Source organism: Ruegeria sp. YTSA075 (assembly GCF_059610245.1).
Genome location: NZ_JBXWNG010000008.1, coordinates 137,478 through 150,380, shown reverse-complemented (window position 1 = coordinate 150,380; position 12,903 = coordinate 137,478). Strand labels below are relative to the sequence as shown.

16 protein-coding genes are annotated in these 12,903 nt (G+C 58.8%); 13 read left to right on the top strand and 3 right to left on the bottom strand.

Translation table 11 applies throughout. From position 1 onward, the window contains the following. Window positions 1-71: 71 nt before the first annotated feature. Window positions 72-761 (bottom strand): ribulose-phosphate 3-epimerase, encoded by a 690-nt coding sequence (gene rpe, locus AC2FGE_RS15240; RefSeq protein ID WP_496820076.1) that lies wholly within the window; start codon window positions 759-761, stop codon window positions 72-74. Window positions 762-924: 163 nt separating this feature from the next. On the opposite strand from rpe, the gene phnC reads away from it, so the two are divergent. The 5 genes from phnC to AC2FGE_RS15215 all read left to right on the top strand — a co-directional run bounded on the left by phnC (window position 925) and on the right by AC2FGE_RS15215 (window position 5,657). Beyond that, window positions 925-1,746, top strand: a complete 822-nt coding sequence (gene phnC, locus AC2FGE_RS15235; RefSeq protein ID WP_480826590.1) for a phosphonate ABC transporter ATP-binding protein — start codon at window positions 925-927, stop codon at window positions 1,744-1,746. A 63-nt stretch (window positions 1,747-1,809) separates the two neighbouring features. Next, on the top strand, window positions 1,810-2,712 hold the full coding sequence (gene phnD, locus AC2FGE_RS15230) for a phosphonate ABC transporter substrate-binding protein (RefSeq protein ID WP_496820075.1): 903 nt from the start codon (window positions 1,810-1,812) through the stop codon (window positions 2,710-2,712). 65 nt (window positions 2,713-2,777) lie between these two features. Next, a complete protein-coding gene (gene phnE / locus AC2FGE_RS15225; protein ID WP_480865133.1) occupies window positions 2,778-3,659 on the top strand; it encodes a phosphonate ABC transporter, permease protein PhnE in 882 nt (293 codons plus the stop codon). After that, window positions 3,656-5,023 (top strand): phosphonate ABC transporter, permease protein PhnE, encoded by a 1,368-nt coding sequence (gene phnE / locus AC2FGE_RS15220; protein WP_496820073.1) that lies wholly within the window; start codon window positions 3,656-3,658, stop codon window positions 5,021-5,023. The genes phnE (AC2FGE_RS15225) and phnE (AC2FGE_RS15220) overlap by 4 nt, the downstream gene beginning before the upstream one ends. Before the next feature lie 19 nt (window positions 5,024-5,042). Continuing rightward, complete coding sequence (locus tag AC2FGE_RS15215) at window positions 5,043-5,657, top strand: LbetaH domain-containing protein (protein WP_496820072.1); 615 nt, start codon at window positions 5,043-5,045, stop codon at window positions 5,655-5,657. A gap of 151 nt (window positions 5,658-5,808) precedes the next feature. On the opposite strand, the gene phnF is transcribed toward AC2FGE_RS15215, so the two are convergent. Next, window positions 5,809-6,519: a phosphonate metabolism transcriptional regulator PhnF gene (gene phnF / locus AC2FGE_RS15210; RefSeq protein WP_496820071.1), complete on the bottom strand. Its 711-nt coding sequence runs from the start codon at window positions 6,517-6,519 to the stop codon at window positions 5,809-5,811. A 102-nt stretch (window positions 6,520-6,621) separates the two neighbouring features. Between phnF and phnG the strand changes: the two genes are divergently transcribed. The 8 genes from phnG to phnN are packed head-to-tail and all read left to right on the top strand — an operon-like array spanning window position 6,622 to window position 12,218. Beyond that, window positions 6,622-7,080 carry a phosphonate C-P lyase system protein PhnG gene (gene phnG, locus AC2FGE_RS15205; RefSeq protein WP_496820070.1) on the top strand — a complete coding sequence of 153 codons (459 nt, stop codon included), beginning with the start codon at window positions 6,622-6,624 and terminating at the stop codon, window positions 7,078-7,080. Then, window positions 7,080-7,655 (top strand): phosphonate C-P lyase system protein PhnH, encoded by a 576-nt coding sequence (gene phnH, locus AC2FGE_RS15200; protein ID WP_496820069.1) that lies wholly within the window; start codon window positions 7,080-7,082, stop codon window positions 7,653-7,655. Before phnG ends, phnH begins: the two co-directional genes overlap by 1 nt. A gap of 3 nt (window positions 7,656-7,658) precedes the next feature. After that, the gene (locus AC2FGE_RS15195) at window positions 7,659-8,750 is read left to right on the top strand and encodes a carbon-phosphorus lyase complex subunit (RefSeq protein WP_496820068.1); all 1,092 of its coding nucleotides are present in this window, start codon (window positions 7,659-7,661) and stop codon (window positions 8,748-8,750) included. Then, window positions 8,747-9,343 carry an HAD family hydrolase gene (locus AC2FGE_RS15190; protein WP_496820067.1) on the top strand — a complete coding sequence of 199 codons (597 nt, stop codon included), beginning with the start codon at window positions 8,747-8,749 and terminating at the stop codon, window positions 9,341-9,343. Before AC2FGE_RS15195 ends, AC2FGE_RS15190 begins: the two co-directional genes overlap by 4 nt. After that, window positions 9,340-10,200: an alpha-D-ribose 1-methylphosphonate 5-phosphate C-P-lyase PhnJ gene (locus AC2FGE_RS15185; RefSeq protein WP_496820066.1), complete on the top strand. Its 861-nt coding sequence runs from the start codon at window positions 9,340-9,342 to the stop codon at window positions 10,198-10,200. The genes AC2FGE_RS15190 and AC2FGE_RS15185 overlap by 4 nt, the downstream gene beginning before the upstream one ends. Further along, the gene (phnK, locus tag AC2FGE_RS15180) at window positions 10,197-10,967 is read left to right on the top strand and encodes a phosphonate C-P lyase system protein PhnK (protein ID WP_496820065.1); all 771 of its coding nucleotides are present in this window, start codon (window positions 10,197-10,199) and stop codon (window positions 10,965-10,967) included. The genes AC2FGE_RS15185 and phnK overlap by 4 nt, the downstream gene beginning before the upstream one ends. Window positions 10,968-10,989: 22 nt before the next feature. Further along, window positions 10,990-11,673: a phosphonate C-P lyase system protein PhnL gene (gene phnL, locus AC2FGE_RS15175; protein WP_496820064.1), complete on the top strand. Its 684-nt coding sequence runs from the start codon at window positions 10,990-10,992 to the stop codon at window positions 11,671-11,673. Next, window positions 11,670-12,218, top strand: a complete 549-nt coding sequence (gene phnN / locus AC2FGE_RS15170; RefSeq protein WP_480546239.1) for a phosphonate metabolism protein/1,5-bisphosphokinase (PRPP-forming) PhnN — start codon at window positions 11,670-11,672, stop codon at window positions 12,216-12,218. Before phnL ends, phnN begins: the two co-directional genes overlap by 4 nt. Here phnN and AC2FGE_RS15165 read toward each other — a convergent pair. After that, window positions 12,200-12,883 carry a DUF1045 domain-containing protein gene (locus tag AC2FGE_RS15165; protein ID WP_496820063.1) on the bottom strand — a complete coding sequence of 228 codons (684 nt, stop codon included), beginning with the start codon at window positions 12,881-12,883 and terminating at the stop codon, window positions 12,200-12,202. The two genes, phnN and AC2FGE_RS15165, sit on opposite strands and share 19 nt — an antisense overlap. Between the last annotated feature and the right edge of the window lie 20 nt (window positions 12,884-12,903).

Sequence of the window (12,903 nt, the reverse complement as noted above, 5' to 3'; positions counted from 1 at the left end):
TCGCTCATATCACCGCTCCGTTTTCCGAGCCGTGAATCATGCTGCGCGTTGGAAATCAATGCATCCTGACCCTAGGATATGCCTGCCTCAGCTGCCGCCCGAACGGCCCGGATATTCTCGCCATAGACCTTAGGCCGATCTACCGATCCGCCCTTGAACACCGCAGACCCGGCCACCAAGACATCCGCTCCCGCAGCTGCGACCAACGGCGCGGTTTTTGGATCAACACCACCGTCGATTTCAATATGCACCGGGCGGTCGCCGATCATCTGGCGCAGCTTGCGGATCTTGGCGGTCATGTCGATGAACTTCTGGCCGCCGAAGCCCGGGTTCACGGTCATCACACAAACCAGATCGGTGAGGTCCAGCAGATGTTCGACCGCCTCGGCCGGAGTGCCAGGGTTCAGGGCGACGCCGGCTTTCATGCCAGCGGCGCGGATGGCCTGCAGGGTACGGTGCGTGTGCGCGCCAGCCTCGACATGGGCGGTCAGGATGTCAGCGCCTGCATCCGCATAAGCCTGAATATAGGGGTCGACCGGCGTGATCATCAGGTGCACGTCCATCACTGTTTTCACATGAGGACGGAAGGCCTTCACCGCAGGCGGGCCGAATGTCAGGTTCGGAACAAAATGGCCGTCCATTACATCGACATGAACCCAATCTGCGCCCTGTGCTTCGATGGCCTGAATCTCGGCACCGAAATTGGCGAAATCGGCGGACAGAATGGACGGGGCGATCTTGATGGTGCGGTCAAAGCTCATGGCGGTCTCGTATCAGCTGAAGAGTCGGGGTCGCGTATACCCGTGGCCGTCATAGAAGGATAGCCCCGCCGCCGTCCGCGCCGTTACAAAACTTTCACCATACTGACACATATCCGTTTTGTGGTGTCTGTAGCTGACCGCCAATACGAATTGGGGGTGGCACGTGCTGCGGATCGAGAAACTGACCAAGCGCTTCGGCGAGAATATCGCCGTTGATGCGGCAACGCTGGATGTAGACAAGCCGTGCATGATCGGCATCATCGGGCGCTCGGGCGCGGGTAAATCGACCCTCTTGCGGATGATCAACCGTCTGACGGATTCGACCGAAGGCGAGATCCTGTTCGAAGGCCGCGATGTCACCAAGCTGAAAGGCCGTGAGAAACGCGCCTGGCAGGCCGATTGCGCGATGATCTTTCAGCAATTCAATCTGGTGCCGCGTATGGACGTGGTCTCGAACGTGTTGCATGGCACGCTGAACCGTCATTCGACGCTGGCCACTATGTTCAACCTATACCCAATGGCCGAGATTCACCGCGCCATTGATATTCTGGATCGTCTGGGGATCGCCGAACACGCGCCCAAACGGGCCGAAGCACTTTCGGGCGGACAGCAGCAGCGTGTCGCCATTGCGCGTGCCCTGATGCAGGACCCTAAGATGATTCTGGCGGACGAGCCGATTGCCTCGCTCGACCCGATGAACGCACAGGTCGTGATGCAGGCGCTGCGTCGTATCCACGAGGAAGATGGTCGCACGGTCATCGCCAACCTGCACACGCTGGACACTGCGCGTCGCTATTGCGACCGCGTGGTCGGTATGCGTGACGGGCGCATCGTCTTTGACGGCCTGCCCGAGCAACTGACAACCGGTGTCGCCCGCGAGATCTACGGGGCAGATGCCAGCTTCTCGGAAGAGGCAACTTCGACCGAGATTGACACTCTGGACGCCACCCAGAAGGCGCTGATGGAAGCAGAAGCGACCATCTGAGCCACCCACCCCCTTTCATCGACCGGTCGCTGAAAGGCCGGCACATCAACTGGAGAGAGACAGATGAAAAAACTGATTGCTGCCCTTGCTGCGACCACGGCCCTGGCCACACCGGTCCTGGCTGATGAAATCAGCGAGTTCCGCATTGGCATTCTGGGCGGCGAAAACGCCCAGGACCGCCTGAACAACAACGAATGTCTGCGTGAATACACCGAAGAAGCTTTGGGTGTTGAAACCAAGCTGTTCGCCCCTGCCGACTATGATGGCGTGATCCAGGGCCTGCTGGGCGGCACCATCGATATGGCGTGGCTGGGCGCATCGGGTTATGCAAAAACCTATCTGAGCGATCCCGAAGCGGTTGAGCCGGTTCTGGTTAAAGTGAACCTGGACGGCGGCTACGGCTACTACTCGATCGGTTTTGCGCGCAAGGACAGCGGCATTGCCTCGCTGGAAGACATGAAGGGCAAGACTTTTGGCTTCGGTGATCCGAACTCGACCTCGGGCTACCTGATCCCGTCGATCGAAATCCCTGCCGCGACCGGTTCGACCATGGAATCGGGTGACTACTTTGGTGAAGTGAAATTCACCGGCGGTCATGAGCAGACCATCGTTGCTGTGAACAATGGCGACGTTGACGGTGGTGTGACTTGGGCTGACGGTCTGGGCGACTGGGAAGACGGTTTCAACTCGGGTGCCCTGCGCCGCGCGGTTGACGCAGGTCTGATCGACATGAACGACATGGTGATGATCTGGCAATCCAAGCCGATTCCGGAAGGCCCGGTTGTACTGCGCACAGCACTGCCTGCCGACGTTAAGGAAAAGATGACTGCTCTGATGGCTGGTCTGGCGGAAAAAGACCGCGAATGCTTTTACGGTGTTGCGGCCGGTGAAGCCAAGGCGTTCGAGCCAATCACGCATGACGCGTATGAGATCATCATCGAAGCACGCAAGCTGAAGTCAAACTAAGCCTGCATCTTCCAAGTTCGGGGTCCGGTTTCCACCGGGCCCCGTTTTCCACTCAGGAGCATTCCATGACAGACCTGACCGCAGGGTCCCAGACCGTCGACCAGATTCGGGCCGACTATTCCGATATGACACGGCGCAAGCGGGTCTATGGTGGTATTCTTCTGATCCTTTTTGTCGCGCTGATGGCCGCGGGTTTCCGCACCGCAGACAGCCGCAACGCAGGCAGCTTTATCGATGGCTGGCGCCGTATCTTCGACTATCCCACCGAGGTTCTGTCCGAGGCGTGGGAAAAGATCGGGTCGATGCCCGAGAATCTGGTCGAGTTCTTCCCCGCTCTGATCGAGACGATCAACATTGCCGCAGCCTCCACTCTGATCGGGACCATCGCAGGGACGTTTCTGGCCTTGATGTCGACGCGTGGCATGGCGCTTTGGCCTGCACTTATCCCGCTATTCCGCCGCATTGCCGATATTTGTCGCGCGATCCCCGAGATTGTCATTGCGCTGGTGTTGATCTTCGTTCTGGGCGGCGGCCCGGTTCCAGCGATGATCGCGATTGCCATCCACACGGCCGGGGCACTGGGCAAACTGTTTTCGGAAGTAAACGAAAACGCCTCACTAAAACCAGTAGAAGGACTGCACTCAGCCGGAGCCAATTGGTCACAGCGCATGTATCTGGGCGTTATCCCGCAGGTCGGTCCGAACTACGTCAGCTATGCGCTGCTGCGGTTCGAGATCAATATCCGTGCGTCGGCCATTTTGGGTTTCGTCGGCGCGGGTGGTCTGGGCTATGAGCTGCGGAACTCGATGTCCTGGGGGCAGGGGCGCTATGATGAAGCGGCGGCCATCTTCCTTCTTCTCTTTGTCACTATTGTCGTTGTGGACCAGATTTCAGGTGTGCTGCGCGACCGCCTGACCCACGGGTCGGAAAAAGGAGCCTCGGTATGAGCACCTTCGCAACCGATCTGTCCATTGATGAGCTGAAGGCCGAGGCGGACCGCCTGTTCAGCCGCAAGCGTCTGATGAATTTCGGCCTGCCCGTTCTGGTTCTGGTCTATCTGACCTACGTATTCTTCGCCTTTGACGTGCCCGGTCTGGCAGCCCGCGCCAATCTCGAAAACGGCAAAACGCTGGTTGCAGACAGCTATAGCTACAAAACCCATATCGAGCGGGACAATCGCACCGGCGAGGTTTCAGCCGCCATCGAAGGCGAACGCAAAGGCGCCTATCCCGCAGGTGAGGTCCCGGATTGGGTCGCGCTGGGCGAAACAACCGTGATCGATCTGGAAGATGGGCATGTTGTCCGTTTCGGTCCGGAAACGATTGAATATGACATCCCCGGCTATGGCACCGTGCGTGCGACCCCGACGCGTGCCGCCGGTGTGCAGGCTGAATTGCCAGCGGGCGAGGTGCCCGAGTGGATCAACGTCTCAAAGAACCGGATGGCCATCACCACTGATGCGGCCCGCTTGACGGTGACCCGCAACCGGGCCGAAGTATTCCGGTACTTCAACGGGTGGGAGTTGTTCTGGTTCACGCTGGACAGCCCGTATTATGGTCAGTCCTTCTCAGAGCTCGCGGGGCGCGCTGCTTCGGGTGAGGCGGGGGCCATCCTCAACGATTTCTGGACCAACAAGATGTGGCGGCATCAGGATGTGGCCTGGGCCATATTCGAGACAATCCTGATGGCGTTCCTTGGAACGTTTGGCGCAGCTATCGTGGCTCTGCCTTTGGCCTTTCTGGCCACGCGCAACTTCAACCCGCTGAAATCCGTCCGGTTTTTCACTCGCCGTATCTTTGACTTCGTTCGGGGTGTGGATGCGCTGATCTGGACCGTTGTGCTGGCCCGCGCCTTTGGCCCCGGCCCGTTAACCGGTGCCCTGGCCATGCTGGTGACGGATACCGGCACCTTCGGCAAGATCTTCTCGGAAGCGTTGGAGAATGTGGACCAGAAACAGATCGAAGGCGTGCAATCAACCGGGGCCAACGCCACGCAGCGCTATCGCTTTGGGGTTATCCCTCAGATCACGCCTGTTCTGCTAAGCCAGCTTCTCTATTTCCTCGAATCCAACACCCGCAGTGCCACCGTAATTGGTGCTATCACCGGTGGCGGTATTGGTCTGCTGCTGACGCAGGCAATCATCACGCAAAAGGACTGGGAAGAGGTCGCTTACTATATCGTCCTGATCATCCTGATGGTGATGCTGATGGATTGGTTCTCGGGTTGGCTGCGCCGACGGCTGATCCAGGGGGAATCAGGGAAGCCACGAAAACCGCGTGAGGCCAAGCGTAAACCTGCGCTGCAATCCTGATGTGAGACCAGAAAAGACTATGCCGAAACTGCGTGCGGATCAGCCGTTCATTCACCCCGATTGCCAGGTCACCAACAGCGAGTTTGGCGAATATGTCGAGATCGGCGCAAGTAGCCGCATCGCCAATTCGGTCTGGGGTGATTACTCCTATTGCGATCGAACTTGCGACATTGCGAATGCCAAGATCGGCAAATTCGCCAATATCGCAAGTTTCACGCGAATCGGGGCAACGGATCACCCGATGGAGAAAGCATCGCTGCATCATTTCCTATATCGGTCGGCGAGCTATTGGGACGATGAAGAGGATGACGACAATTGGTTCGCCCATCGTGCCAGCCGCACTGCGCGGATTGGTCATGACACATGGATCGGTCATGGGGCGATGATCAAGCCTGAGATTACAATCGGGCACGGCGCGGTTGTGGCTGCAGGGGCTGTCGTCACAAAGGATGTTGCACCTTTTACAATCGTCGGCGGTGTCACGGCGACCGTAATACGCCGCCGCTTTTCCATCGAAGTCTCCAACCGGATGATGGCTCTGGCCTGGTGGGACTGGGATAATGCACGCCTGCGCGCGGCCCTGCCGGATTTCCGCGCCCTGAATGCTGAAGCGTTCCTGGAAAAATACGAATAGACAAAGGTGAAGGCTCCCGCGCCCGCAGAAACACCGGCTTTGCCGATGTTTCTTGGCGGCCTTAGGCGTAGCGCCGCGCTATGCGCGGCGCTACGCCCAACGGGATGAGACCTCCGTCAGGAGGTCGAAGACGGGCGGGAGCCTCTTAGGTTCAATCTTCGTTAAACGTCAGCGTCACGCGTTCACCGGCAAAAAAGGTCCGACCGAATTCCACCGGATTGCCATCAGTATCGGCGTTGATCCCGGTTGAGAACAGCACCGGAGCACCTTCGCTGAGATGTAGATGCAGAGCTTGAGTTGCCGTTGCTGCCCGCGCGGTCAATCTGGTTGAAATCCGCGTGTAATCGGAAACGCCACAGGTTTGCAGCGCTTTGGTGACGGATTGAGTGTCTTCCAGTGCTTTCAACAGATCGGGAAAGCGTTGCGCTGGGAAAACACTTTGAAACAAGCCAATCGGCTGCCCATCAGCCAAAGACAGCCCATCATAGATATGCACGGGGTCGCCTGGGTTAAGCTGTAGCGCATCAGCTTCGACCTCATCTGCGGCGCGGGTTGTCAGGGAGAGAATCTGCTTGCCAGGGATCTTACCGCTGGCAGATATGTTCTTGTGATACCTAACGCGTTTACCAATGGGATAGTCCGTTGGCCGGGCCGCCACGAACACACCTGCACCGCGGCGCGCGTGAACCAGGCCCTGTTCTGCCATATCCGACAATGCTCTCCGCACTGTATGGCGGTTGACCCCGTGCTTTGCAGCCAGCTGCGCCTCGGTCGGGATGCGATCCCCGGTTTGGTACCGCCCTTCAGCGATGTCAGAGGTCAGGCTAAGCGAGATGCTTTTCCAGATCGGCGTTTTGCTCATGTCATCAAATATTCACAGAGTTTGGATTGCACGTCAGAGCCATGCGAGCTAATATTTGTCTAGTTGTATAGTATATATAGACAACCCCGCCAAGAGGCTTTGATGACAAATCAAACAGAAATTGAGATCGCCGCACGGCAAGAATGGATGGGCCTTCTGGCGCGTGCGCCCGAGGACAAGATGCTCGCGCTGTGGAATGGGCTTTCCAACCGTCCCCATTTTGACTGGCTGCGCCGTCCTGAAGTCGGCGGCGTCATGGTTCGTGGTCGCGCAGGCAGCACTGGTGCTCCGTTCAACCTGGGTGAAATGACTGTGACCCGCTGCTCCGTTGTTCTGGATGATGGCACCGTTGGGCACGGATATGTGCAGGGGAGGTCGAAACCCAAGGCCGAAGCTGCGGCGCTGATTGACGCGATGATGCAGACCCCTGCGGCGGGAACCTTAAGGTCAGAGCTTTTGGAACCGCTTAAGCGGCAGATGCAGGCGTCGAAAACGGCGCGCGCGGCCAAGGCGGCGGCGACGAAGGTCGAATTTTTCACGATGGTGCGGGGGGAAGACTGATGGCGGAACAAGCACAGTTTTCGGGCGGGTTTGACAACGTCCCAATCCAGTCAGCACATGCCTTCCGCGCGGCCATGACAGTCATGGCCCGGCCGGGTGAGATTCGCAGCCTGACCGGCGCTGTTCCTCCGGCCCCTTTGTCGGTTGCGGCGGCGACCCTGCTGCTGACGCTTTGCGATCCGGAAACCAAGCTGCACCTGGCCGGAGCTCTCGACACCGCCGCCGTGCGCAAATGGCTGACGTTTCACACCGGGGCACCTTTGGTTGCCGCCTCCGAGGCGGATTTTGCCGTTGGGACCTGGCAGGATTTGGGGTCCCTCAATGCCTATCGTATTGGAACGCCGGAATACCCTGATCGCTCGGCCACGTTGATCGTGGAATGCGATGACCTACAGGCGTCAGGCGCAGTTCTGTCTGGACCAGGCATCAAGGATGTCGCCCAACTATCACTACCGGATGTGGCCGTTCTGCAAGCTAACGCAGCGCTCTATCCGCTGGGATGTGATTTCTTTCTGACCTGCGGCGATCAGGTTGCGGCCCTGCCGCGCAGCACGCAGATCACGGTAGGAGGCTAAGCCATGTATGTAGCTGTCAAAGGTGGCGAAAAGGCGATTGAAAACGCCCATGCCTGGCTGGCCGAAGAACGGCGTGGATCAACCGATGTGGCCGAACTGAGCCTGGCACAGATTCGCGAACAGTTGAGCCTTGCGGTAAACCGGGTGATGGCCGAGGGCTCTCTGTATGATCCCGATCTGGCCGCTTTGGCGATCAAACAGGCGCGCGGTGATCTGATCGAGGCGATTTTTCTGATCCGTGCCTATCGCACCACCTTGCCGCGCTTTGGGTATTCGAATCCAGTTGAGACTGGGCAGATGGACTGTGACCGACGGATCTCGGCCACGTTCAAGGACGCACCCGGTGGGCAGGTTCTGGGTCCAACCTTCGACTACACCCACCGTCTGCTGGATTTCAAACTGGCCGCTGATGGAGAGGTGCCCGCTGCGCCCGAAGGGGCAGCACGTACCGAACCCACGCCGCATATCACCGAATTCCTCAAGGGTGAGGATATCATTCAGGATGAAGTTGCCAGCGATGAAACACCTGGCGACCTGACGCGCGAACCGCTGGAGTTCCCCTCGAACCGGCCGTTGCGCTTGCAATCACTGACGCGCGGGGATGAAGGGTTCGTGCTGGGCATGGCCTATTCGACCCAGCGCGGCTATGCCCGCAACCACGCCTTTGTCGGGGAACTAAGGATCGGCAAGGTTGCGGTTGAGATGGATATCCCCGAGCTCGGTTTTGCCATCGACATTGGCGAGGTTGAGCTGACCGAATGTGAAACGGTGAACCAGTTCAAAGGCTCCAAAACCGAACCGCCGCAATTCACGCGCGGCTATGGTCTGGTCTTCGGGCAATCGGAACGGAAATCCATCTCGATGGCCTTGGTTGATCGCGCGCTGCGCTGGAAAGAACTGGGCGAGGATTTCGTGGGCGCTGCGGCGCAGGACGAAGAGTTTGTTCTGAGCCACTCGGACAACATCCAGGCGACCGGGTTCCTCGAACATATCAAACTGCCGCATTACGTGGACTTCCAGTCCGAACTGGAACTGGTCCGTAAGCTACGTCGCGAGGCTGAAGAGCGGATCACGCCAAGGGAGGCCGCGGAATGAAGGCGGTTGTTTTTGATATTGGCGGTGTGCTGATTGATTGGCAGCCGCAATTGGCTTGGGTCGAAGCGTTGGGTTCAGAAGAGGCAGCGCATGCGTTTATCGAGCGGACGGGCTTCAGGGAAAAGAACGCACGCGCTGATAATGGCGAGCAATTCGCCGATCTGGCGCAGGAGTTGGACGACCCGCAAGACAGGGACCTGTTTGTGGACTATGTCGCGCTTTATGCGCGGACGGTGGAAAACGCGATTCATGGGACTTGGGATCTGCTGGATCGACTGAAAACGCAAGGCACGCAGGTCCACGCCATCACCAATTGGTCTGCTGAAACCTGGCCCGAAGGTCTAAAGGTCCACCCACGTTTGGGTGAGGTCTTCGGCACTCTGGTCGTGTCTGGGCAAGAAGGTGTGATGAAGCCGGATGCCCGTATTTACCACGTGCTATGTGATCGTGCGGGAGTCGCGCCTGAAGACTGCGTTTTCATTGATGACGGATTGCACAATGTCGAAGGCGCAAAGGCGGTCGGCATGGACGGTATCCATTTTACCACGCCCAAAGCGCTGGACATCGCGCTAACCGAAAGAGGGTTCCTATGAGCGAGTATAACTTCGCCTATCTGGACGAACAGACCAAGCGGATGATCCGCCGTGCCATTCTCAAAGGGCTGGCGGTTCCGGGCTATCAGGTGCCCTTCGCAAGCCGTGAGATGCCAATGCCCTATGGCTGGGGCACGGGCGGGGTACAGGTTTCGGCCGCGACGCTGACGCCGGATGATACGTTCAAAGTGATCGATCAAGGCGCAGATGACACCACCAATGCGGTCTCGATCCGGAAGTTCTTTGAAAACACCGCCGGTGTGGAGACCACGGAGGAGACAGACAAGGCGACGGTTATCCAGACCCGCCACCGCATCCCCGAGGCGAAGCTGACCGAAGATCAGATATTGGTGTATCAGGTGCCGATCCCGGAACCACTGCGTTTTCTGGAACCGCGCGAGACTGAGACGCGCAAGATGCACAGTCTTGAGGAATACGGGCTGATGCATGTGAAACTGTATGAAGACATCAGCCAGCATGGCGCAATTTCGACCTCATACGCCTATCCGGTGAAAGTGTCGGAGCGCTACGTGATGGACCCGTCCCCAATTCCGAAGTTTGACAACCCCAAGCTTGAGATGGACGCGATCCAACTGTTTGGTGCGGGGCGCGAACAACGGATCTACGCAGTGCCGCCACACACGAAGGTCGTCAGTCTGGATTTTGAGGATTACCCGTTCGAGGCGACCAAGGCCGATCATTGCTGTGATCTGTGTGGGGCGACGGACAGCTATCTGGATGAGGTCATCACGGATGATGCAGGCAATCGCATGTTTGTCTGTTCGGACACGGATTACTGCCGGTCGCGCCGCGACGCGGGCCATGTTGGTCCAATGACCAAGGAGAACGCGGCATGACCCCCTTGTTGCAAGTCAAAGGTATTCAGAAACACTATGGCGCGCGGATCGGCTGCGCGGATGTGAGTTTTGATCTCTATCCGGGCGAAGTGATGGGGATCGTGGGCGAAAGCGGCTCGGGCAAATCGACCTTGTTGAACTGCTTGGCTGGCCACCTTGAGCCGGATGCCGGGCAGGTGGTCTTTGATACCCGCGCAGATGGGCCGGCGGACACGGTGACCATGTCGGAACCCGAGCGCCGGATGCTCAGCCGCACCGATTGGGCCTTTGTCCATCAGCATGCCCGTGACGGGTTGCGTATGTCAGTCAGTGCGGGTGGTAATATTGGCGAACGGCTAATGGCTGTTGGCGATCGCCACTATGGCGATATCCGGGACAAGGCCATCGACTGGTTGGGTCGTGTCGAGATCAGCGAAGCACGCGTTGATGACCGGCCCACGGCCTTTTCGGGCGGGATGCAACAACGTTTGCAGATCGCGCGCAATCTGGTCACAGGCCCCCGGCTGGTATTCATGGATGAACCCACGGGCGGGCTGGATGTTTCGGTTCAGGCGCGCCTGCTGGATCTGTTGCGCGGACTGGTCCGCGAAATGGGGTTGAGCGCCATCATCGTTACCCATGATCTGGCCGTTGTGCGCTTGCTGGCGGACCGTCTGATGGTGATGAAAGACGGTCACGTGGTCGAGGCCGGGTTGACCGATCAGGTGCTGGACGATCCGCAACATGCCTATACGCAGCTGCTGGTCTCCAGCGTTCTGCAGGTTTGAGTATTTGGGAAAAGATGAAGCAATGATTGAGCTGAATGACGTAAGCAAGAGCTTTACCCTGCACAATCAGGGCAGTGCGGTTATCCCGGTTATGGAAGGTGCCTCGTTAAAAGTCGGCGCGGGCGAATGCGTCGCGCTGACAGGGGCCTCGGGCGCGGGCAAATCCACGCTGATGCGTGTGATTTACGGGAACTATCTGGCGGCGTCTGGCAAGGTGCTGGTCGGTGGACTGGACGTGGCACAGGCCGAACCGCGTGAGATTCTGGCGCTGCGGCGTGAGACGCTGGGCTATGTCAGCCAGTTTCTGCGGGTGGTCCCTCGGGTGCCGACGCTGGAGGTTGTGGCAGAGCCGTTGCTGGCCCTGGGTCATGACCGGCAAATCGCATTGGACAAGGCTGCAGGCCTGCTCAAACGGTTGAACATTCCTGAACGGCTGTGGGCGCTGAGCCCGACGACGTTTTCGGGTGGTGAGCAGCAGCGGGTCAATATCGCGCGCGGTTTTGCGCATGAATATCCGGCGATGTTGCTGGACGAACCAACAGCCAGTTTGGATGCGCAGAACCGTGAAACGGTTTTGTCCCTGATCGAAGAGGCAAAAGCGCGCGGAGCGGCGATTGTAGGCATTTTCCACGACATTGAAGCCCGTCAGCGGGTGTGCGACCGCGAGATTGACGTGTCGGGCTTCACCCCTGGGAAAGCCGCATGACGCTGGCTCCGGTCATTGCCATTGTCGGACCCTCTGGGGTTGGCAAGGACAGTGTGATGGAAGCACTGGAAGCCCGTGCACCGGGTATTCAGCGCTTGCGCCGTGTGATCACCCGGCCCGAAGGGGAAGAGGGCGAGGATTTTGACCGCGTCTCGGTCGATGTGTTCGAACAGATGGTGCTGGACGGAGCCTTTGCACTGCATTGGTCGGCCCATGGGTTGCTATATGGCGTGCCATCGCAAATTGCTGAGCAGCGCAAGAATTGCAGCGCGGTACTGGTGAATTTCTCGCGGTCCGTGCTGGTGCAGGCGCAGGAGGTTTTCGGAGATCTGGTCGTGGTCTCGCTGACGGCCAGCGCAGAAGTTCTTGCTCAGCGTCTTGCAGCGCGCGGGCGCGAAAACAGCGCCGAACAGGCGCGCCGACTGGGTCGGGCACGCGCGCCTTTGCCCGAAGGGCTGGACCGCGTGTTCGAAATAGACAATTCAGGCGCGCTGGACGATACGGTCAGCGAAATCCTGAACCGTCTTCAGCTAGAAAGCGCGTAACGATGGATCAGGTGAAACCGCCCATCCTCGGCCTCGCCCATCAAGGCCAGATCGTTGATCTGGAAGGGCTGTGGCAAAAGCGGACCCAAATGTGCTTGAAGCGCAGTTTCGGTCGCGGCCAGAGTGGGTTTGTCCAGTTTCCCGCTCAGCGTGATGTGAAACCGAAACGCATCCAGCACGTAAGGATAGCCCCATCTGATCAGATGGGCGTCCTGTTCCGGGGTCAAATTGGCGGCACGGCGACGCGCCAGTTCGGCCTCGGATGCAGGCGCGCGGAACCTATCAAGTTCTGTCACGCAGGCGGCGGCCAGCGCATTCAGTGCACCTGTATCGCCAACCGGGCGCAGCGCCAGAAACCGCCCCAGACGCGCTATTTCAAGCCCGTCCAGAGTAACTGGCGTCTGATTGGCGGCAAGCGCTTCGCAGGCCTGTTGCAACGCGTCGAAGTTTTGGCCATCGCGCAGGCGAAATGGCGGTTTCATCGTCGCGTGCAGCCCGTATTTGCGGGGCACCTCGGTCACGGCGGCCACGTCAACACCACCGATCGGTGGGTGTGCGACCTGCGTTCCGCTTTCCATATCCCAACCCAGCCAGCGGGTTGCAAAAACCGTCCAATCCGCCTTGGCGGGTGGCGCAAAATAGATCGCGTATCGCGTGAATGTCACATTGGCCTCCTATTGCGTGG